Source organism: Pseudomonas sp. 8Z, from assembly GCF_902506535.1.
In the GTDB taxonomy this organism is placed as follows: Bacteria; Pseudomonadota; Gammaproteobacteria; order Pseudomonadales; family Pseudomonadaceae; genus Aquipseudomonas.
Window position 1 is genome coordinate 76116 of record NZ_LR733825.1, and the last position, 18958, is coordinate 95073.

20 protein-coding genes and 2 tRNA genes are annotated in these 18958 nt (G+C 54.0%); 4 read left to right on the forward strand and 18 right to left on the reverse strand.

Annotation, left to right across the window (positions count from 1 at the left end):
• Positions 1-40: 40 nt before the first annotated feature.
• From AERO9A_RS04580 to AERO9A_RS04640, 13 genes are all read right to left on the reverse strand, one after another.
• Positions 41-442, reverse strand: a complete 402-nt coding sequence (locus AERO9A_RS04580) for a hypothetical protein (protein WP_159970752.1) — start codon at positions 440-442, stop codon at positions 41-43.
• A gap of 18 nt (positions 443-460) precedes the next feature.
• Complete coding sequence (locus AERO9A_RS04585) at positions 461-871, reverse strand: hypothetical protein (protein ID WP_256665861.1); 411 nt, start codon at positions 869-871, stop codon at positions 461-463.
• A 59-nt stretch (positions 872-930) separates the two neighbouring features.
• On the reverse strand, positions 931-1422 hold the full coding sequence (locus tag AERO9A_RS04590; protein WP_159970753.1) for an RES family NAD+ phosphorylase: 492 nt from the start codon (positions 1420-1422) through the stop codon (positions 931-933).
• The gene (locus tag AERO9A_RS04595; RefSeq protein WP_159970754.1) at positions 1419-1895 is read right to left on the reverse strand and encodes an antitoxin Xre/MbcA/ParS toxin-binding domain-containing protein; all 477 of its coding nucleotides are present in this window, start codon (positions 1893-1895) and stop codon (positions 1419-1421) included. The genes AERO9A_RS04590 and AERO9A_RS04595 overlap by 4 nt, the downstream gene beginning before the upstream one ends.
• Positions 1896-2323: 428 nt before the next feature.
• A complete protein-coding gene (locus AERO9A_RS04600) occupies positions 2324-3346 on the reverse strand; it encodes a type II toxin-antitoxin system PemK/MazF family toxin (protein WP_159970755.1) in 1023 nt (340 codons plus the stop codon).
• Positions 3347-3579: 233 nt separating this feature from the next.
• Positions 3580-3655 (reverse strand) — tRNA-Thr (locus AERO9A_RS04605).
• 293 nt (positions 3656-3948) lie between these two features.
• On the reverse strand, positions 3949-5166 hold the full coding sequence (locus tag AERO9A_RS04610; RefSeq protein ID WP_159971628.1) for a methyltransferase: 1218 nt from the start codon (positions 5164-5166) through the stop codon (positions 3949-3951).
• Between the two features lie 81 nt (positions 5167-5247).
• Positions 5248-5940, reverse strand: a complete 693-nt coding sequence (locus tag AERO9A_RS04615; RefSeq protein WP_159970756.1) for an ABC transporter permease — start codon at positions 5938-5940, stop codon at positions 5248-5250.
• The gene (locus AERO9A_RS04620; RefSeq protein ID WP_159970757.1) at positions 5937-6632 is read right to left on the reverse strand and encodes an ABC transporter permease; all 696 of its coding nucleotides are present in this window, start codon (positions 6630-6632) and stop codon (positions 5937-5939) included. The genes AERO9A_RS04615 and AERO9A_RS04620 overlap by 4 nt, the downstream gene beginning before the upstream one ends.
• A 199-nt stretch (positions 6633-6831) precedes the next feature.
• Positions 6832-7584 (reverse strand): ABC transporter substrate-binding protein, encoded by a 753-nt coding sequence (locus AERO9A_RS04625; RefSeq protein ID WP_159970758.1) that lies wholly within the window; start codon positions 7582-7584, stop codon positions 6832-6834.
• Between the two features lie 16 nt (positions 7585-7600).
• The gene (locus AERO9A_RS04630; protein WP_159970759.1) at positions 7601-8374 is read right to left on the reverse strand and encodes an ABC transporter ATP-binding protein; all 774 of its coding nucleotides are present in this window, start codon (positions 8372-8374) and stop codon (positions 7601-7603) included.
• A 246-nt stretch (positions 8375-8620) separates the two neighbouring features.
• Positions 8621-8688, reverse strand: a tRNA-Phe gene (locus AERO9A_RS04635).
• Positions 8689-8881: 193 nt separating this feature from the next.
• The gene (locus AERO9A_RS04640) at positions 8882-9736 is read right to left on the reverse strand and encodes a DUF2971 domain-containing protein (protein WP_159970760.1); all 855 of its coding nucleotides are present in this window, start codon (positions 9734-9736) and stop codon (positions 8882-8884) included.
• A 163-nt stretch (positions 9737-9899) separates the two neighbouring features.
• Between AERO9A_RS04640 and AERO9A_RS04645 the strand changes: the two genes are divergently transcribed.
• Positions 9900-10253, forward strand: coding sequence for a hypothetical protein (locus AERO9A_RS04645; protein ID WP_159970761.1), 354 nt, complete (start codon positions 9900-9902; stop codon positions 10251-10253).
• Positions 10254-10303: 50 nt separating this feature from the next.
• On the forward strand, positions 10304-10756 hold the full coding sequence (locus AERO9A_RS04650; protein WP_159970762.1) for a hypothetical protein: 453 nt from the start codon (positions 10304-10306) through the stop codon (positions 10754-10756).
• A 55-nt stretch (positions 10757-10811) separates the two neighbouring features.
• Here AERO9A_RS04650 and AERO9A_RS04655 read toward each other — a convergent pair whose 3' ends face one another.
• Positions 10812-11033, reverse strand: coding sequence for a hypothetical protein (locus AERO9A_RS04655; protein WP_159970763.1), 222 nt, complete (start codon positions 11031-11033; stop codon positions 10812-10814).
• A 1177-nt stretch (positions 11034-12210) separates the two neighbouring features.
• On the opposite strand from AERO9A_RS04655, the gene AERO9A_RS04660 reads away from it, so the two are divergent.
• Positions 12211-14475, forward strand: coding sequence for a DotA/TraY family protein (locus tag AERO9A_RS04660; protein ID WP_159970764.1), 2265 nt, complete (start codon positions 12211-12213; stop codon positions 14473-14475).
• Here the strand turns inward: AERO9A_RS04660 and AERO9A_RS04665 are convergent, their stop codons facing one another.
• Positions 14476-14811, reverse strand: coding sequence for a hypothetical protein (locus AERO9A_RS04665; protein ID WP_159970765.1), 336 nt, complete (start codon positions 14809-14811; stop codon positions 14476-14478).
• Between the two features lie 268 nt (positions 14812-15079).
• On the opposite strand from AERO9A_RS04665, the gene AERO9A_RS04670 reads away from it, so the two are divergent.
• Positions 15080-16126, forward strand: a complete 1047-nt coding sequence (locus AERO9A_RS04670; RefSeq protein ID WP_159970766.1) for a hypothetical protein — start codon at positions 15080-15082, stop codon at positions 16124-16126.
• 140 nt (positions 16127-16266) lie between these two features.
• Here AERO9A_RS04670 and AERO9A_RS04675 read toward each other — a convergent pair whose 3' ends face one another.
• From AERO9A_RS04675 to AERO9A_RS04685, 3 genes are all read right to left on the reverse strand, one after another.
• Complete coding sequence (locus AERO9A_RS04675) at positions 16267-16968, reverse strand: hypothetical protein (RefSeq protein ID WP_159970767.1); 702 nt, start codon at positions 16966-16968, stop codon at positions 16267-16269.
• Positions 16969-17170: 202 nt separating this feature from the next.
• Complete coding sequence (locus AERO9A_RS04680) at positions 17171-17590, reverse strand: hypothetical protein (RefSeq protein ID WP_159970768.1); 420 nt, start codon at positions 17588-17590, stop codon at positions 17171-17173.
• Positions 17591-17889: 299 nt separating this feature from the next.
• Complete coding sequence (locus AERO9A_RS04685) at positions 17890-18918, reverse strand: hypothetical protein (protein WP_159970769.1); 1029 nt, start codon at positions 18916-18918, stop codon at positions 17890-17892.
• Between the last annotated feature and the right edge of the window lie 40 nt (positions 18919-18958).

Below are 18958 nucleotides of genomic sequence, written 5' to 3' on the forward strand. Positions count from 1 at the left end.
GCCCGGAGCTGGTTCAATTAGTCGAGCGATCCAACCATTTCTAGCTATCGCGACCGTAAGAGACCATAGGATCGGCCGAAAACAACCAGGCAGCCGAAAATCCAAAGGAGGCGAAGTTAAGGGCTGCTGCACCGAAGCCAAGATACTCGAAGGTGAGGGTAGCTGGTTGGCTGAGCTGTCCCCTGAAAAAGTGGTCGACGCTTAGCGCGGCCATGATCAACGCCAGCCCTGCCTTAAGGCCCTGCCCGCGGCCTCCAACAACGATTAGCAGGACAAGTATGAGGGAACCGAAAATGACGGTGACTGCTCCCCGTCCAACCTCCTCCCAGCTATGGCCAATCAACCCGTAGTAGAAGTGCAAAAACAGAAACATGGTCATAAGCCCACCGTTTAGGTCGGCTCCGAGGGAGTTCTTGATTAAGCCGGTGAAGCTGCTGAGCATCGTAGTCTCCGTTTGTTGTTAACAAGCGATCTCATACTCGATGTCGTCTGCCTCGCGGAATAGGCCCCAAGCTTGATACTGATCGGCGGCCTCCCCCTCAATCAGTTTCCAGCCGGGCGTTCCTATGGTTGGGCTGAACATAGGATCCAACTCATAGTCGATTCCAACCCGGCCAACCATGACGATCAGGTAGGAGGGGGAGGCTCCTTTAGTGAACGCGACGCTATGGGTAGGCTGCTTAGCTGCCAGCATGGCGACATTGGTCCAGCAGGCCTCTGGCTTGAAGCCTGCTTGGATGGCTGCCTTGCAAGTCATCTGCATGGCCCGGCGATGCTCACCATAATGCTCGAAGAAATGAGCATATGCCTCTGCCAGCTTCCCCAAAGTCGTGCGATCCACCATCCGAACAAGCTTGGAATTATTCATCATGTCCGACCTTCCACCGGAGGGGGCTAATTCGCATTACATTCGCGACTCTAGACGTAAAGTCATGCCCTGAGCAGGCGAGTATCGAGGCCGAAGCGCTCCTGTGACACGAGCCGGAATTTATCGGCTGCCAGATCGCAACTTACAAGCAGATTCCACGAATGGCGTGTTACTGCCGATGGGATGAGCACGAATGGATGTTCGGCCAGCAGTTGGTCGGCAAACTGCTGCTGATTCGGAGATGGCTGTGATGGGATAAGCCAGTTTGGGTTAGGCACGTTCTCTGGCTGAACTACCTGAATGAGCTTTGGATCGAGTACCTCAAAGCAGGTCAACACGTGCGGTACTGTGTCGAGTGCGTCGAATCCAACATGGGCCGCAACTTCTAGAATTGCCGTTGAAGGATCGGCCGATGCATAGATAACCCGGCGACCGGGCGGGTTCCATCGGCCACCGGAAGTTTGTGCGCCGATGCCGCTATCCCAGGTTGCCTTATAGATCTCGCGATCCAAGCGCCAAGCATGCCACGTCCCGTCCCAGGGCAAAGGGTTCACTGGTATACCCCATGCTCGATGCGGGTCAGGTAGTCCTCTACGGCCTGGAAGCCAAGAGCGTTGTCGATCAGCTCAAGTGGGACATTGCCGTCGAGATATTTGCATGGCCTTTCAAGCCATTCCTCAGCCAGTTTCTGTGCACCGAACACGCTGGTGGCGTGCTCAAGGGCCCTCGCATACTGGAATGCGATGGCACTCTGCTGAGGGTTCAGGCGTACGGGCTTGGGCTCCTTTGCCAAGCGCTGAAGCGTACGGACAGACTTCCCGGTGATGCGCTTTACAACATCGTATTCTAAGAATAGATCTGAGATCGAAAGCATGTCTCGAACAGCGCTCAGGGTGAAGCCTTCTTTCGCGTACTGGATAACCAACATGCGAGAGTCGCCTTTGCGGCCTCGGAACAGCACCTCAGTAGGCTTGATGGTGGCCTTCTTGGTCGTCGGCCCGGCCGATTTTTCCGCAGTGGTTACCATAGCTGCTTCCTCCCTTGCGACATGTGACGTCATGATAGCGCCAAATGACGTATTGGTGGAATCAAGCCTGTTATTGGTGTAGGCCTTGGAGCTCACACCGTGTCTGTTTGCCGAAAAGCGCCAAGCTCGTCCACGAAGCGGCGTACCGTACGAGTTCTCCCAAATCCAGGATTATCCCTACACGGAGCATGAGGACAGGCTTGCATCGATCTAGGGAAAGGGCGGAGCAGAAAATCCGTGAATTTCAGGCACAAAAAAACCGCCTTTTGGGCGGTTTTTTTGACACTTTACTTTCACAGGAAACGGTATTAGCCGTGTCGCCGAGGTAGAGTCCTGCTCTCTTTGCTCGACCATGTACCAAACATCCTATTGTCAGCCGGCGCCTGTGTCAACTCGTTTGGTTTGCCAAGGGAGAGGCCTGCCCTGGCTTACTGAGCGTTCTCTGCGTCAAGAGCACGGCAGAATTCAAGCTCTTCATCGTAATCAAGCCCCATGGATGCCGCCCAGTTTTTTGCCAGAGCTTCAACTGGAGCGAGTTGTGCAAGCGCGGCGGTGCGGGCGGCCAGATCTGCGTTCAACTGGTTGATGGTTTCTTGCAGCTGATTGGCCTTGATCTCTGCTTGCAGCACGTCGTTGTAAGGCACGTAGCCTGAGGCACCGACAGCATGAATCAGGGCTGCTTTCAGTAGCTTTGCTTCAGATTTGCTCAGTGCGACAGTGTAATTGACGTTCCTGCCGGAATTTTTTCCTCCGCCAAAGTAGCTGATGGGAGGGAGAATGCGCTGTACAGAGACGCACTCAAGCATGCTGCAGAGCACATAGCTATCTTTTCCGCTGTTTTGGTACCGAGGCATTTTGTCCAAAGTTGTCTGCTCAATCTTGAAGGCAGACTTGTCCCCAGGGGTGGTCGGTGACGACGTTACAGGTGCCACTTGGACTAAATTGCCAGAAATCACTTTCACAACGACAGCGAGTCGCCGCTTATGCATCTCGGCCTCAAGCAGCGTATCCATGTATCGCTTATTGGTCTTGCTGCTGGCGTCGGTACGTCCAGTTTGTTGGACAAACCCGTAGTCCACTTCGACCAGCGTTCCTTGGCGACCTAGAAGCTTATGAGCCGTTTGGGTTTTGTTTTTCTTCAGTGTCTGATTGAGGAAGACCTCTTTTGACACGTCATGCCTTTGAATCAGGACTGAGAATACGGCTGGCCCCTGGGCAGTGGCTGGTGTGGCTGTAACAGACTCCAATCTCCAGAGGTGGTTGCTGACGTTGACGAAGCATTTGGTGATAAATACCGGATGCGGGGTTTTGCCGGCCTTATGACGCGGTATACCAGGTATCAGCGCTTCGCGGATGTCATCGTAAGTTTCTATCCCCAGCAAGACTTGGCTAGGCGCACCCGTGGTGTTGTCGATCACCGTTTCGAAATAGCGAACAACAATCGTTTGCATGTGCGTCCCTGATACGTTGATAACAGCGCACATTCTGTCTGTCAGTTAGTACGAAAGGGAAGGGTGGAGCGGTGGCTTGCAATGATCTTGCTCTCCCTTGCTCGGATTGCCTTCAGTGCGCAGTCTGAGCGCTGGGAGAGTTACCGAAGTAGAAGTGGTGACCAAAACGGTGACCAAAAAGCTCATAAACGAAAAAGGCCCACCTTGCGGTGAGCCTAAGTCGTTGATTTATATGGTGCCGGCACCAGGAGTCGAACCCGGGACCTACTGATTACAAGTCAGTTGCTCTACCAGCTGAGCTATACCGGCCTAAGTGGGGCGCCATTATATCTATTCGCAGGCTCCAGTAAAGCCATGATCGACATGGATTTTTTCGGCTTGGCGAGTAGAGGGAGAATGCTTATGCACAATTGCAAGGCAAGGTGAAGGTGTGTGCACAAGGGTTGTGCGCTTTATCACGATTTTCTGCAAGTGCCTGTTTTTATTGATGTTGGGTCTTTTGCGCAGAAAATGATCAGCGTTCGGCGGGGCGCTGTATCTGGTCGTTGCAGGCATTTGCCCAGAAAGGATCAACAGAGTTATCCACAGCTTTTGTGTGCAACTCAGGCGCGTTCGGCAAGGAGCATGAGGTTGCGTGGGCTCAGGTGATATTCACAGAAGCTGCCCAGGCGCACTTGATATCCCTGTTCTTGCAGATAGAGCGCGCGGTCGAGTAATAGCCAGAGTTCCAGTGGGCGTCGGAACAGGTTGCGCACCAGTTCCAGGTTGCGTACCTGCGCCAGGCGTTGCCAGCCCTGCTCTTGCAGGTCATCCCAAGCTTGCTCACCCGGTGCGGGAATGCCGCGCAGGGCTGCCAGGTCGTGGCAGAACGCAGCGAAGGGTTTGTCGAACCAGTCGCTGCTGAGTGACGGTGTGGGCAGGTACTGGTCGCAATCGCGCAGGCGGCGTTGCAGCAGGTCGAAGGCCAGGCGCCAGGCCATCGAGCGATCGCGCTGGCGTTTGACTCGTGCTCCGGCGGTGACGGTCTCGCTCAGCGGCAGGCCGAGGTCGTCGCGCGACAGTTGCAGGGTGGACGCCTTCGCCGCATCGGATAGTGGCTGGTAGTGCGACGCGGCGATGCGGTTGTAGCAGCATGGCGCGACGGCCAGGTGAGCGCAGCCTTTTGCGCTGGCCAGTTGCAGCAGGCGCATGTGCAGGTCGCCGCAGGCATGCAGGGCTACCGGACTGTGCTCGGGTTGCAGACTTGCAGCGGCATCTTCGGCCATGACGTCCTGGCACAGGTGCTGAGCTTTGATACCGAGTCGCGTGCTGAGGGCGCTGCCGGCTTCGACCAGCATTGGGTCGTATTCCAGGCAGGTGAGGGTCTGTCCGGCTTGTGTTAGCCAGCGTCCCAGGTGGCCTTTGCCCGAGCACCAGTCGAGCCAGTGATTAGGGGCGCGGCTGAATTGCAGGCAGGCGGCGAAGGCTTCGATCTGCTGCAGTTTGCGCCCAGGAATCGCTGCGATTGCACTGACTGGGCGAGGCGGCGGGGTTGCCTTTCTTGGGAGTTGGCCCAGGCGTGTCAGGGCTTGGGCTTGCTGTCCCCATTCAGGGAAGGGCGTTGGCGCGGGAATTGTCCAGGGTTGGCCATGGTCGGCCTCGGCTTGCTCCAGCGTGCGACTACGCAGCCAGGCGGCCAGTTCGGGCCAGTCGGCTTCCCATGGCAGTTGCAGGGCGGTGAACGGTCTGGGACGCCAGAGCGCCTGATGCTCGACGACAAAGGCATCGAGCGCCTGAAATCGCTCAAGCAGTGCGCTGCCTTGGAGAATGGGCTCGGACATGGTGCACAACAGGGCGAGGTTGGGAGTCGCGCATTTTAGGAGGGCAGTCATGGGCCGTCGAGCATCGACGGCCCATGATGATCAGCGGCCTTGGCTGGCGTCGACGCGCATCCAGCGTTCCAGACCGCGGAACAGCAGGGTCAGCACCAGGGTAATGAGCAGGTAGAAGAGACCGGCGTAGCAGAAGAACAGCATGTACTGGTAGTTCTTCGCGGCGATGGTCTTGGCCATACCCATCAGGTCGTACAGCGTCACGGTGTAGACCACGGCGCTGGCCTTGAGCATGAGGATGACCTCGTTGCTGTAGGCCGGCAGGGCGATACGCGTGGCGCGCGGCAGGATGATGAATAGCAGCGCCTGCTTGCGCGACATACCTAGCGAGCGTGCGGCTTCCACTTCGCCCTTGGGGATCGCATGGATGGCGCCGCGCAGGATTTCGGCGATATAGGCAGCCGTGTGCAGCGACATGGCCAGCAGTGTGCAAAAGAACGGGTCGCGTAGGTAATGCCAGAACATGCTTTTGCGCACAGCCTCGAATTGCGCCAGGCCGTAGTACACCAGGGCCAATTGCAGCAGTAGCGGGGTGCCGCGGAAGAAGAAAATGTAGCCATAGGGCAGCGCACGCACGTACCAGTGCTTTGAGGCGCGGGCGATCCCCAAGGGCACGGCGAGAATCAGGCCGATGATGGCCGACAATGCCAGCAGTTCGAGGGTGAGCTGGGCGCCCTCAAGCATCTTGGGCGTCCATTTTTCGAGCAGTTCCCACTCGGTCATAGCTCGTTCCTCGTAAAGCCCTGGCTCACGCGTTTCTCCGCCAGGTGCATGATGGTCATAGCTACGACGGTGAGGCTCAGATAAATGAGCGCTGCGGCCAGGTAGAAAGTGAAGGGTTCCTTGGTGGCGTTGGAGGCGATGCTGGCTTTGCGCATGATTTCATCGAGGGAGATCAGCGAAACCAGGGCGGTGTCCTTGAGCAGCACCAGATACAGGTTGCCCAGGCCGGGCAGGGCGACGCGCCAGACCTGCGGCAGGATGATGCGCCAGAAAATTCGCATGGGCGACAGGCCGAGCGTCTGGCCTGCCTCACGGTGTCCTTTGGGAATAGCCAGCAGCGCGCCGCGTAGCACTTCCGTGGCATAGGCGCCGAAGCACAGGCCCAGGGCAACAGTGCCTGCCGTGAAGGGGGACAGGGCCAGGTCGGGATGGCCGAACAGTTCGCCCAGCGCGTTCAGGCCGCTGACGGTGCCGAAGTACACCAGCAGCACCCATAGCGTTTCCGGTACGCCGCGGACGATTGTGGTGTAGAGGGTGGCCAGCACACGCAGGGCTGGGTACTTGGACGTTTTGGCGGTGGCGCCCAACAGGCCCAGCAGCAAGCCCACCGACACGGCGGCCAGCGAGAGCTTGATGGTCATGAGCGTGCCTTCGGCAAGCTGGTTGCCGAAGCCATGCAGGTCGAAAATCATGGTCTTTTAGTCTGTCGCTAGAGTGGCGCCCTTCCTGGGCGTCCCTGATAACACCTGCGCCAACATTGGCATGCTGGCGCGGGTTGTTTAAACGCTGAATTGCCACTCGGCATGAGTGGAAATTCGTGTCGTCTACACCTGCCGCGCGGCTATCGCGCTGCGCGGGTTATCCGGGGCCCTGTGGGCGCCTGGGTCAGGATCAGTAGATGCTGAACGGGAAGTACTTGTCGTTGATCTGCTTGTAGGTGCCGTCGGCGACGATTTCCTTCAGAGCAGCGTTGAGTTTCTCGCGCAGCGGATCGTTCTTGCGCACGGCAATGCCGATCTTGTCGTTGTCGAACACCGGCTCGCCTTTGAACTCGAAGTCTTTGCCTGAATCGCTCTTGAGCCATTCCCAGTTCACCAGCTTGTCGGCCAGTACGCCATCGACGCGGCCAGAGGCCAGATCCAGGTAGGCGTTTTCCTGAGTGTCATAGAGCTTGATATCGACGATGCCGTCGAGGTTCTCTTCCAGCCAGGTACCGGCGATGGTCGAGCGCTGGGCACCGATCACCTTGCCTTTGAGGCTGTCTTTATCGGTCTTGAAGTCAGCGCCTTTGGGGGCGATGAACTGCAGCTTGTTGGTGTAGTACGGGTCGGTGAAATCGACGGTTTGCTTACGCTCGTCAGTGATCGACATGGAGGCGATCAGGAAGTCGAACTTCTTGGCGTTCAGGGCCGGGATGATGCCGTCCCAGTCGGACGTGACCACTTCGCACTCGGCCTTCATCTTGGCGCACAGTGCCTGACCGATTTCCACGTCGAAGCCGGTGACCTGGCCACTGGCGTCGATCAGGTTGAAGGGTGGGTAGGCGCCCTCGGTGCCAATCTTCAGTTTGTCAGCGGCAAAGGCGCTGGTGCTCAGTGCCAGCGTGGTGGCCGCGGCCAGCAGGATCTTCTTATAGCTCTGCATGAATGTTTGCTCCGTGTTATCGATTGCTGGACATAAATTGTTTACAGCGTGCCGATTGCGGGTTGTCAAATACCTGAGCGGGAGGCCCTTGCTCCTCGACCAGGCCTTGGTGCAGGAACACCACCTCGCTGGAAACCTGGCGAGCGAAGCTCATTTCATGGGTGACCAGCAACATGGTACGGCCCTCATCGGCGAGTGCACGAATCACGTTAAGCACTTCTTGTACCATCTCCGGGTCGAGCGCCGAAGTGGGTTCATCGAACAGGATCACCTTGGGCTGCATGGCCAGCGTGCGAGCAATCGCCGCACGTTGTTGCTGGCCGCCGGAGAGCTGGTTGGGGTAAACGTGACGCTTGTCGGCGATGCCGACCTTGGCCAGCAGGGCTTCGGCCACTTCGATGGCTTCGGCCTTGCTCTGACCGAGCACGCGGCGCGGCGCTTCGATGATGTTGTCGAGCACCGTCATGTGCGGCCAGAGATTGAAATTCTGGAAGACGAAGCCGATTTCGCTGCGCAGACGATTGATCTGCTGATTGTCGGCGGCGACCAGATCACCGTTCTTCGCGGCCTTGAGCTTGAGCTCTTCGCCTGCGACGAAAATCTGCCCCTCGTGCGGGTTTTCCAGCAGATTTATGCAGCGCAGGAAGGTGGACTTGCCGGAGCCGGAGGACCCGAGGATGGAGATGACGTCGCCGTCTTTAGCTGTCAGCGAAATACCCTTGAGCACTTCGAGGTCGCCGTAGCGCTTGTGCAGGTTGCGAATGTCCAGCGCGGGCGTTGCCTCGGCCATTGGGTGGATTCCTCTTTCTCTTTCAACGCACTCCGGCGCAAGACAGGCCATCCTGGCAGGCGGCCAAGCTAGCATAGCGTTTCCGTGACCGCCAAGCCGTTTGCTGGCCTGTGGCCTGCTTCGCGTCCAGGGTGTCGCCTGTTCGCTGTAGCTTGTCGCGCGAGCGAAATAATGGCGTGGGAAATTTGCCAACGATAGAAAGCAAAAAGCCCCAGCGCATAGCTGAGGCTTTTTGGCATTTATCAGTGGTGCCCAGGGACGGAATCGAACCGCCGACACGGGGATTTTCAATTCGCCAGTGTCGCCATTCCACCAGGTACCAGTAAGGCTCCAATGAGTCACGGTACATTACAGTAAATCACTATAAAATCAACGCATTAGGTCACAATGCGTCACAGTCGTGAAAATCCGTACTGTACCGGTAGTGTACCTGAATCAACGAAAATCATCTGCCGAAGATCTGATGCGCACTTGCCGCGTCTGATCACCGTATGCGCTTGGGCGACGTCATCTCGCTGGTGCTTCCAAGCAGCCTTTCTCTAGGTGCCAAGAGGCCGGATTGACCTTCATCTGGAATACCTCACGGCCTGCCTGGAACAGTTCGCTGAAGCCAGGTTCTTCACGATACTGGTTTCGTGCACCCAGATAGACCTCGCGAATGGGGACTTGATGCTCGTAGAGATAAAGTTCGAGCGTGTTCTTGTTCGCGGCGGTGACGTAGTAGCCCTCTTCAAAGCTAGCGCCCGGCATCTCTTCAGGTCTCAGGTTTCGTGTAATTTGGCCATAGCGGCGCAGTGGGTCAGCCTGCTCTTCCTCGACACTCGTGAAGAAATTGGTGAGCTGTTTTACTACGCGTACCTCTTCTTCATAGACCCAGCACGCGTGCTTGGTCAGCAACAATTTCCTAGCGAGAGCCTGGTCAACCGCCTGGTCATCTGCACCGAACCCACGTTGATACAGGGCCAAAAACGATTCCATGCTCTCTGGGTTGAGTGCGAAAGGAGTTTTCGTATTGGTGTAGAGAACGTCACCGGCATCGACCGTAATGAGGTTGTACTCAGGAGAATTTAAGAAGGGTCCACTAACGTCGTAGCCGATCACGAAGCCTTCATGGTTCTCGCCATAATGCGCCCACATCAGTGGATTAAAGGGGCTTCGGGTAAGGCAGAGGATAACCAACTGATCTTTCAGTGCCTCGATCCGGGCCTGCAAAGTCTCCTGCTTGACTTGTGGCCCGACTGCATTGGATAAGGCGGTGAGTTCGAAAGGGTCATTGAAGTAGCCGGGCTTGCGGAAGCCAAGCTTTCGACTCTCGATCGCCTTCAATCCCGATGCCCGTCCGTAGTATTTGTAAAGAATCATTGCTCTCGTCCGTGTTATGGCAGAACGCTGATACTACCCAACCGGCAAGTCCGTTATAAACAGATGAGTGACATAGTCACCGCGCGCCTCCATAGCAAGATTGGCGAGCGGAAGTAATAGGTTGGTAGCGAGGCGATCCTGTCCTTGGCTTACGGGAGGGGAAATGATCCATAAACTTCGTCTTGCAGCTACGCAGGGAATTGATCCATCACCGCGCTTTCGTCGTCTCCTGGCTGGCGGGATTTCTGACGTGGATTGTAGGGTTGAGGCAGACTGGGTCGGTGCCTGCACCGTGAGCTTTCTCATGGAAGGTGTGCAGTACCAGGATGTTTTGTCCTCGATTGATGACGCTCTGCTGGTCGCTGAACTGCTGAACTCGCCAACTTTGGAGGCGAGTGACATCAGGATTGTGGCATCGGCAGGTGTGGGGGGCGGCTACAGCTCGGCGATCGAGTGGGGGTATGCCAGATTTGGTGAGAGGGCTTTGGGCGAGTTGTTGAGTTGGTGGTTGCTATGAACAACAAATCAATCAGCATACAGTTGTCTATTTATTGGAGAGCAGTGTAAGTGTGGAGCTGGTTTAGGATTTACTTTTCAGTTGCAGTGAAGGCATTTTATGAAGTTGCCTTCGTATTGTTGCCTGTTGCTGTTTGGATGGTTGTTATCTTTTCGGTCGGAGGAACAAAGGAGGAGATCAAGTCTCTAGTAGCCTGGCCTTTTGCGGGGCTTGCTTTATTTGGGGCGTCTCTAAGAGATGGTATAAGCGCATTTCATCAGGATACACCGTTCGATAAGCGGCAGAGAGAAATTATCATTGCAGGTTCGCTGATCGGGGTTGTGCTGTGTACGGTCTTGATGACCCTTGGGGTCTTAAAGGCTAGGGGGGATCTAAGTTACCTTTTCTCGGCTTTCAGGGAGATGGTCTTTATTCTGCTGCTGTCGGGTATTGCCTTGTTGCTCGTAGTCAAAGCTATCTTGGCTCAGCGTAAAGACTTCGGAATTTATAAAGGCCAGCCTTGAGTGGCTCATAGCCCCACGTAATCGCTTAAGAAGGGTGGGGCTGTGATGAGAAAGATTAAGCTGCGGCGATTAGGTTTTGAACGAAATGTCTGAAAGCACGTTTCGCACCTTTTTGGCTAGAAACTGCTGCATATGCTTCAACAACTTGCTCGCATGCAGGGCCAAGTAACTGTCGCAGGGCTTCGAGCTCGAGTTCGGCCTTAGGATTCTCTAAGCGAGGGTTTGCGGTCACTAGTGCGTCATCTAGCACGATATCGGGTATAGTTTTCTTAGCCATTTGTGGACCCTCCTACGGTCTCAGGTGGTAGGTGCTGGTTGGGGTTGCCGCCCCGATCAGCACCGCTTCCGTACTCTACTTCCCCTCCTTGTTTCCGTCCAGTCTGTCTGTATGTTTGTTTTTTCTTTTTTAAAAAAGAACAGACATACATACAAAGAGAAGAGTTTGCCGTTCGTAACTCATTGTTAGTTAAGGATTTTTTGTTCTAATGGTGAAGGTTTATGGGGTGTAAGGTGAACGTTTATGGGGCTAAGGTGAATAGATATGGGGCGAAAGGTGAAAGCTTATGGGGTGGAGGGTGAAAGTTTATGGGGGCCATGGTGAAAGGATATGGGGCAAAGGTGAAAGGATATGGGGTGAAAGGTGAATGTTTATGGGGTATTGTAGTTTTTTATTGATTCTATGAAGTTAATAAAAATAAATTCTATTCGGGGTTTTTGATGCATTTCATTGGGCTAAACCCCGAGCAATTTCGGTGTGACGAAACTTTCCTCGGGGTTTAATAGGTCTTTTCCCATGGGAAACCCCGAATGGGACAAAAGCCACTTAATTTTGCGCTTGTTGACGTACTGCTTGGCTATCGAGAGCATTTGAGCACCTGTCGAGATATTACAAAGGTTGCTCAAAATGAACGCGGTTACGATGACCCAACAAAACCAGAAAGCAAAATTTGAACAGGATTTTTTGAATCGATTTGGCCCGTTAGTTTCCCAAAGCCAGCTTGCTGATTTATTGGGAATGACTGCTAGAGGGTTGAGCACATTTCTATGGCGCAAAACTGAACTGGCTAAAGGTATATGTGAGTGTCGTGTTAAAGTTGGTCGGAGAGTGCTTTATCGCACTGTAGAAATTGCGGGGCTACTCGCATGCCAACAGTAAATTTCGACGCAATTATAGGTTCACCTGCATTTACGCGATTTACGCATCGCGCCTTTTATCTATTGTTGCTACTGACTAACTTGGGAGCTCCACTAGGCCAGCATCGTGTTTGGGGTGGATTACCAGGCTGGTGGGTGTTCCCTACAGCTGCCGTGCTGGCCCTTTTTGTCGTGCAGCAGTACTTGTCCGGCGGGAGTCAGTTTTATGCCCTCGCCGGCATCCCGTATGCCCTGCTGTATGTGCATGACGCTCTTTGCACTCCCTTAGTTCTACCGCCAGCACAGCGGAGAGCAGCCAGATGAGAAAATCACTGCTGCTCTGCCTATTCCTGACTGCAGTTCTTGGGGGAACAGCACATGCTGACTCCCCTGGCGGACTGAGCCAATTCACCCCGCCACCAGGTGACACGTCGGTCGACTTCCTGGAAGAAGTGTTCGGCTCAATCGTGGGCACCATTCACTCCGGCGGAAACGTGGAGGGTGGTGAGACCGAGGACGTGCTGGGCAGCATGATGTCCGTGTTCGGCGGTGCCGTGATGTTCCTGGGGATGATATTCATCGCCTACACCACGATCAAAGGCACTGTCGACTCGGCTCAGGATGGTGAGGTCCTCGGCCGGAAGATGAGTGACGTTTGGATCCCGCTGCGTACCGCCGCTGGCGGTGCTCTGCTGCTACCGCTTGGGCACGGCTATTCGCTTATCCAGATCATGGTGCTATGGCTCGCGATTCAAGGCGTCGGCGTTGGGGATGCAATCTGGAGCCAAGCCGTCGACCAGATCGGCAAGGACGGGATGCTGTCGCGGCCGCTGATTCCTGACTCCCGACCGCTCGCGGCAAACATCCTGAAATTCGAAGTCTGCACCGCGGCGATGAACAAGCAGTTCGAGGCCTCCGGCCGGTCGACGCGCATCCAGGCCGTCGCATCCACCCGCAAAGTCGTCAACACCGGCGAGATCGATGTCGATTTAGCCGATGCAATACCGGTCTACGGTGGCATCAACATGGTCCAGAAATACAACAAGGCGAGCTACACCGTCACCGACTACAAATGGAAGGCCAACGACAACTCATACATGAACCCCGACGTTTGCGGCGCTCTCAGCTGGAAACAGTCTTGGGAGGCCTCAGAAGGCAACAGCAACACAAAGGTGATCAAAGAGCCGATCATGGCAGCCCATGCCAAAGCCGTTCTGCAGATGATCCAGGACGTCCGCCCGACAGCACAGCAAATCGTTGCGGGGCAAAAGCCAGCCCCAGGAGTGATAGACGCCGCAGCGAACACCTACGAAAACTCACTTCGCGCAGCAGCGAAGACCGCAGTGATGCAAACCAGTGATCGAGCTTCAGCAGATTTCCTCAAGGCAGCCAAGGATGGTGGTTGGCTATTCGCCGGCACCTGGTACAACCACATCGTCAAGATGAACGACGTGATGCAATCTACGCTGAACGGTTTGCCAGCGGTCGATCCGATCGCCATCGTCGACAAGGAAACCAAGGAGACGCTCCAGACCTACGCCGATGTCATGCTCACCGCAGACGAATATGCCAAGCACCGCGTAGACTCTGTACGGAACACCTACTATGCCGAAACCAACGTCAGGGAGCCCCGTGATGGAGAGGGGGCCTGGGAGTACGTCAAGAAGATGATGTCCGCGCCGTTCATGGGCGCGATAAACCAGATGACGCAGAGTATCGCTGGTTCCAACCTCAACCACATGAGCCAGATGAAAAGCTTCGGCGACGTTATCGTCACCATAGGGGAGGTAATGCTCGCTGCGATGGCCGGAGTGAGTGGCGCTGCAAATTCGCTGGCGGCCAAGGTCACTGTGGGAAGCGTCTTCGACGTAGGAGCCGTAATTCAGTTTGCGTCTGGCCTTGTGACGACGTTGGTTCTGTTGTTGTTCTTTTTCGGTGTGACGTTGAGCACCTATGTGCCCATGATCCCCTTTATCACCTGGACGACCTCAATCGTGAACTGGTTCGTTCTGGTGCTGGAGTCCGTCATTGCCGCTCCGCTGTTCGCTGTCGCGCACATTCACCCGGACGGTGATGACACGGTCGGACGAGCGGGCCAGGGTTACATGATGATCCTCTCGCTCGTGATGCGGCCTGCCCTGATGCTATTCGGCTTGGTTGGAGGGATGTTGCTCACCCAGCCTATCGTCGGCTACATCAATGCGGCCTTCATGTCTGTCGTCTCGGGGATCCAGGCGGACAGCATGACCGGCATGGTGAGCTTCATCGCCTACGTGGCCATCTACGTTGTGATCATGACTACGGTCGTGCACATCGTCTTCAGTCTGATTCACTGGGTACCGGACAATATTCTGCGCTGGATCGGTCAGGGCGCGACCGGAGGTATCGCGGACGCAGAGCGCACCGGTGATGGTGGGCAGGACGTGTTTGTGGCCGGGGTTAGGGAAAGCAAGCACGGCGCCGCTGGTGGTCTGGGTGGTGGGGCGAAACACGGCAAAGGGCCAGACAGCTCTACTACTGGGACTCCTGGCCGAGGCATGCCAGACAACAGCACACTACTGGGCGGCCCGCCCCCAGGAGGTTAATTACCTCTGGGGGCGGGAACTTGCCCCCTCATATCCGCGATCTTCCAGATATCTATCAAAGGCCTTCTGGCGAAGCGAGTCTCTATTTTCCTTTGCCAGTAGCGGAGAGTTAGGAGAAGTCTTTCTCAACTCTTCCAACAGCAGAAGCAAAACATAGTTATTCGCTTCAAAGTGGCCCTGCATAATTTCGATGCGTTCATTCAGCGCGCTTACTTGATGTTTCAAGCTCTCTGAATGCGAGCGCCATTCATTAATTGCAGCTTCGTATGATGCTTGGGTTGCACGAGAGTGCGCGTAACCAGCAGATAGGCCAACTTGATATCCGGAAGATGACATTGAAAGTCTCTCTGTACAAGGCGATGAGAGTATTCAAGCAAAGTGATCGCTGATGTACAAGGATCAGACAAATAAAAAGTCGCATGTGACCTAAAAAGCGATTAGTCATGTGTGACCTAAAAAGGATAGGTCGTAAGTGACCTAAAAATAAAACACATTCACGCAGCTGCGTGAATGTGGGCGCCGGTCGCCGGAACGGCGATTCGCGTAGCGAAAGGCGCCCTTTCAGCCAACCAGCTCAAGCGACTTAGGTCACTGGAAAAACGCTATGAAGACCCAGGAAGAGATTTTCGAGCTCGTAAGAACAGCACGCCAACGAATGAATGAACTGCAATCTAAAAGGCTAACCAAGTCGACTGAGGATGGTTATGTTCGCGAATACAACCGCATGGTTGGCGATGAAGGGGCTAATCCAGAGAAACTATGGTCAGCAATCTGTGCGACTCAAAGTAAGTCCACATATCGAAGAAGAGTGGCCGCAACAATGCACTGTTGTCGCGCTCAGCTTCAGGAGGCATTGCGGTGTCAAGATGCGGCTCAGCGTGCGGGTGATATGAATGCCCTCAAATACCAAGTGGCAGCGATCGAAGAAGTGATCGGGATCTTGAATATTGTTGAAAGGCACAAAGGGCAGTGTCCTCTCGAAAATACGGTAAGGCGGAAGTCAAAGCGATCTGACTTAAAATATCTGCCTGGTAATTGGCGGGATCAGTTGCATAAGCAACTTGAGGGAAGCAAGTACGAGCTGGCATATCTGGCGGAGGCAGCGTCGGGATGTCGACCAGGTGAGCTTGAGAAAGGCGTAAAAGTGATTTGTTCCAAAGAGAGCGGACTATTGACTGTCCGTATTGATAACGGAATCAAGGTTACTGACCAGAAAGGCCAGCCCTGGCGTGAGATCACCTATCGAGTCGATCAGAATCCGTTGGTGAGGGCTCTCTACGAGATCTGCAGAAATGCCGCTTCGGGCGCAGCAGAGATCGAGACAGTTGTCGACATCGAGAAAACTACCAACTGGCGTGCAGCGCTATCGTCGGCCGGACAAAAGCTATGGCCGAGACTCAAGTTCCGGATCTGCCCGTATCACCTCCGAAATGCCGTGGCTAGTGACTGGAAGCGGGCCGGGCTTAGTGAAGAAGAGATCTCGGCCGCACTAGGCCACTGCGTAAACAAGACGTCCAGCAACTATGGTCAGTTTCAGATCGGGCAGGGAGCTGGCGGTTTGAGTCCTGTCGAGGTAAGAGCTGCACGTCCTGTCTTGAATACTCGGACTCTATCTCCCCAAGTGAATCGGGTCTCCCTGAGCCCAAAATGACCCCGCCGTTTACGTGCCATGGCTTGGGTTCGGAGTACCAACCCTCGACCGGCTGCGGCAGCGGAGCTGCCTTGGTCTCGGGTTTGCGACTTGAAAAAAGCTACGGTATCAAGCTTTTGCTGAGCAACTTGCGGTGCTAGCTAGATTGCATCACTCATTTGAAAGAATATTTTCATCCATTCCTTCTCTTCCTCAGATGGTTCGTACTTATAGCCTTGATCTACCGGATGCCAATACCTGGGCGCTGTGACCAGCTCGTTGAATACAAGCTCAGCGGTGACATACATGAGCCAGGCAGCGATACGTAGCGAACTTAGGTTGACTTCCAGGGCCTCGTGCCGCTCGGAGAAAACACGGATTGGTGTAATGGATTTGTGTAGTTGACCTATGTGAGCAAAGCTATCGCTAAAATGGCCATAAAGCTGGCCAAAAGGCGGAAGCGCTTTTTTTGCCGCAGCTATTGTTTTTGGAGACTGGAGTGTATGGTTTTGGTATGCAGTCAGATCATTGGGATGCTGTACCAGATGCAAGGTCGTTGAGACTGCCTCGAGAAGTGATCTGATAATGATTCCCGGCTGAAGGACATAACCCATGCGGAGAACTGCTGTTGCCGCAGCAAAAGAATTGGCTGCGTTGAGCAGTAGCTGAGCGCAGGCAGATCGTAGTTCGTCTTCCTTCTGAGTTGCGACGGAAAGGCCAGAGTAAACCAAGCCAGTTGACTTGCTGAGTAGTGAACTCAGCTTCGACAAGTCATCCGCACACAGGCGGTCAAATGATTCCTCAATTTTGGGGCCGTCCCTGCGCAATTGGTTCAGAAGTATATCGTCGGTGAATACAACCACCTTTCGCTCGTCTGGGGTAATAAAGGCGGAAGCAAGGCGTACCAGAGGGGAGGCTTGCGTCGGTGATGAGTTTTGTTCGCGGCTAGCTTGCTTAGGCTTCTTGCGATGGCTTCGACTCATAATTGCTAGAGGCCTATCTTTGGCTAAAGGGTTGGCTTGGGTTCATCTCGAATGAATGAGGCGAGAGGCTCGAACAGATTTTTTATGTTGCTATGCGCGTGCCCAGCAATACAGCTTCTAGGTCGGCCTGAGCTACAGATGAATTGCCAAGGGCGTCTCGGCGCATAGCAGCTACCATGTCGGTGAAAGCCTTGCACTGTTCGTCAGTATTCATTGCAGCACCTAGGCGCTCAAATTTCGCAAAAGCAGAGACCACCGTCGGGGCGCCGTAAAGAGAAATCCTACATTTTGCATCGGCGGTTTTGGCTCCAAGTTGTCTGCCCTCTGCGGAGCTTCTCTGGTGTCCGAGATTTGCTTGCTCACTTACACACAGCAAGTAATCAGCGTATGCCTTTGACCTCAGATCTCGTTGGTGCTTTTTGTTGTCTAGGTGCCGAGAGAACAGAAATTGCAATACAGCTCCTACAACAAGGCCGATAAGAGAAAATACTGCGGTATTCACCAAACCTCCTTTGCAACATATCGTTTGGCCAGGGTGCAATCATAGCTTTCTGGCATCCTGAGCTCGTGCCTGCGTATCATCGTCTTTTGTTGACTGCATCACCAGCTCGATTGTGTCCAACGGCAAGCGCCTCCTAGACCCCGTCTTCCTTTGATGATGTTCCGTGATCAGGCGACGTTGGTCGGTGAGCAATGCCATGGCAGCAGCGCTTCGTAGTCTTCGACGCTGCTCGCGCTCAGCAGGTACTATAGCCCCAACCTGACTCATTGTACGCTTAGCGTACGTTTTTTCCGTTTTCCCTATCGTTGAGTGTTGCCAATTCTTCTCTTGCTTATTACGTTCGGATTACCTTTTGTAAGACCGCGACCTGGGCTCATTGAGTAATATTTGGTGCCATTGTATTCCATGGCCCAGTACTCCAGTTTTTCATTCCATGTTCTGACTGAAAGCTCGCCAACGTTGGCATGATTTGCAATGCTTAGATAAGATTTCCATACTTTTCTGTAATGTGAGTCAAGGCTGCCAAATACATACGTTGACTCATCTTGGAATGATAAATTGCTGAATATTAGAACCGTGGCGAGCTCTACTCCTTTTTCATTTGGCAAATCCCACCTGGCTCCGCTGTACCAATAGCTTAAAGCTTGGAAGATACCCCTGGAGCTTTTACCGTGAAACCCTTTTCCCGTTACTGGGTTTAGGTGTTTAACCTCAACGCCAATGTATTTGTCTGTGAACCCGTGCTGAATAAGTTCGTCTTTTGCCTTTATTATAAAGTCTATTCTTATTTGCTCTATTTCTCTATTTACAAAGCCCGTTCCATTGATCTCATGATGAATATGAAACCACTTTGAGAGATTTTTTATGAACCATTCATGAAGCTCATCTTCGCTTTGCCATATAGATGAATAACCTTCATCTATATGGCGATTGCGCTGCTGCATAAGGTATGTGGGTAATAAATTCGAAATTTCTACCTCATTGGCTGAGCAGTACCCATCAATGATCTCTCCAAGTTCGGCCAATTTTTGATCAATGGTCTTGCTGTCTCTTGAATGCAGAAGAGGGGATAGGTTGCTTTTTGTTGATGAAAGAATCTTCAGCCTTTTTTGGATAAATGCATCTTCTAAGTTTTGGTCGCTAGGAGGGGGCTGAATTTTCACTTTTGCCTTTCCTATTTCTCCACCACGAAATTCCCCGCAGAACTGGCACTGATTTGCATATGCAGTCCCGATCCCTTTTTTTCTCAAGCGCAGTTCTAGGAAGTCAGAGCAATCATGATCTAGATCCTCGAGCGCTACGGCAGATTCAATATGTGGGTAATCCATGTGGCTATAGTCCGGATTGGCGCTTGTAATGGTTAAATGG

Excerpts from the sequence above, each read along its gene's own strand:
- AERO9A_RS04580 (WP_159970752.1), bottom strand. The coding sequence starts at position 442 with ATGCTCAGCAGCTTCACCGGCTTAATCAAGAACTCCCTCGGAGCCGAC.
- AERO9A_RS04585 (WP_256665861.1), bottom strand. The coding sequence starts at position 871 with ATGATGAATAATTCCAAGCTTGTTCGGATGGTGGATCGCACGACTTTG.
- AERO9A_RS04595 (WP_159970754.1), bottom strand. The coding sequence starts at position 1,895 with ATGGTAACCACTGCGGAAAAATCGGCCGGGCCGACGACCAAGAAGGCC.
- AERO9A_RS04600 (WP_159970755.1), bottom strand. The coding sequence starts at position 3,346 with ATGCAAACGATTGTTGTTCGCTATTTCGAAACGGTGATCGACAACACC.
- AERO9A_RS04610 (WP_159971628.1), bottom strand. The coding sequence starts at position 5,166 with ATGTCCGAGCCCATTCTCCAAGGCAGCGCACTGCTTGAGCGATTTCAG.
- AERO9A_RS04615 (WP_159970756.1), bottom strand. The coding sequence starts at position 5,940 with ATGACCGAGTGGGAACTGCTCGAAAAATGGACGCCCAAGATGCTTGAG.
- AERO9A_RS04620 (WP_159970757.1), bottom strand. The coding sequence starts at position 6,632 with ATGATTTTCGACCTGCATGGCTTCGGCAACCAGCTTGCCGAAGGCACG.
- AERO9A_RS04625 (WP_159970758.1), bottom strand. The coding sequence starts at position 7,584 with ATGCAGAGCTATAAGAAGATCCTGCTGGCCGCGGCCACCACGCTGGCA.
- AERO9A_RS04630 (WP_159970759.1), bottom strand. The coding sequence starts at position 8,374 with ATGGCCGAGGCAACGCCCGCGCTGGACATTCGCAACCTGCACAAGCGC.
- AERO9A_RS04640 (WP_159970760.1), bottom strand. The coding sequence starts at position 9,736 with ATGATTCTTTACAAATACTACGGACGGGCATCGGGATTGAAGGCGATC.
- AERO9A_RS04645 (WP_159970761.1), top strand. The coding sequence starts at position 9,900 with ATGATCCATAAACTTCGTCTTGCAGCTACGCAGGGAATTGATCCATCA.
- AERO9A_RS04655 (WP_159970763.1), bottom strand. The coding sequence starts at position 11,033 with ATGGCTAAGAAAACTATACCCGATATCGTGCTAGATGACGCACTAGTG.
- AERO9A_RS04660 (WP_159970764.1), top strand. The coding sequence starts at position 12,211 with ATGAGAAAATCACTGCTGCTCTGCCTATTCCTGACTGCAGTTCTTGGG.
- AERO9A_RS04665 (WP_159970765.1), bottom strand. The coding sequence starts at position 14,811 with ATGTCATCTTCCGGATATCAAGTTGGCCTATCTGCTGGTTACGCGCAC.
- AERO9A_RS04670 (WP_159970766.1), top strand. The coding sequence starts at position 15,080 with ATGAAGACCCAGGAAGAGATTTTCGAGCTCGTAAGAACAGCACGCCAA.
- AERO9A_RS04685 (WP_159970769.1), bottom strand. The coding sequence starts at position 18,918 with ATGGATTACCCACATATTGAATCTGCCGTAGCGCTCGAGGATCTAGAT.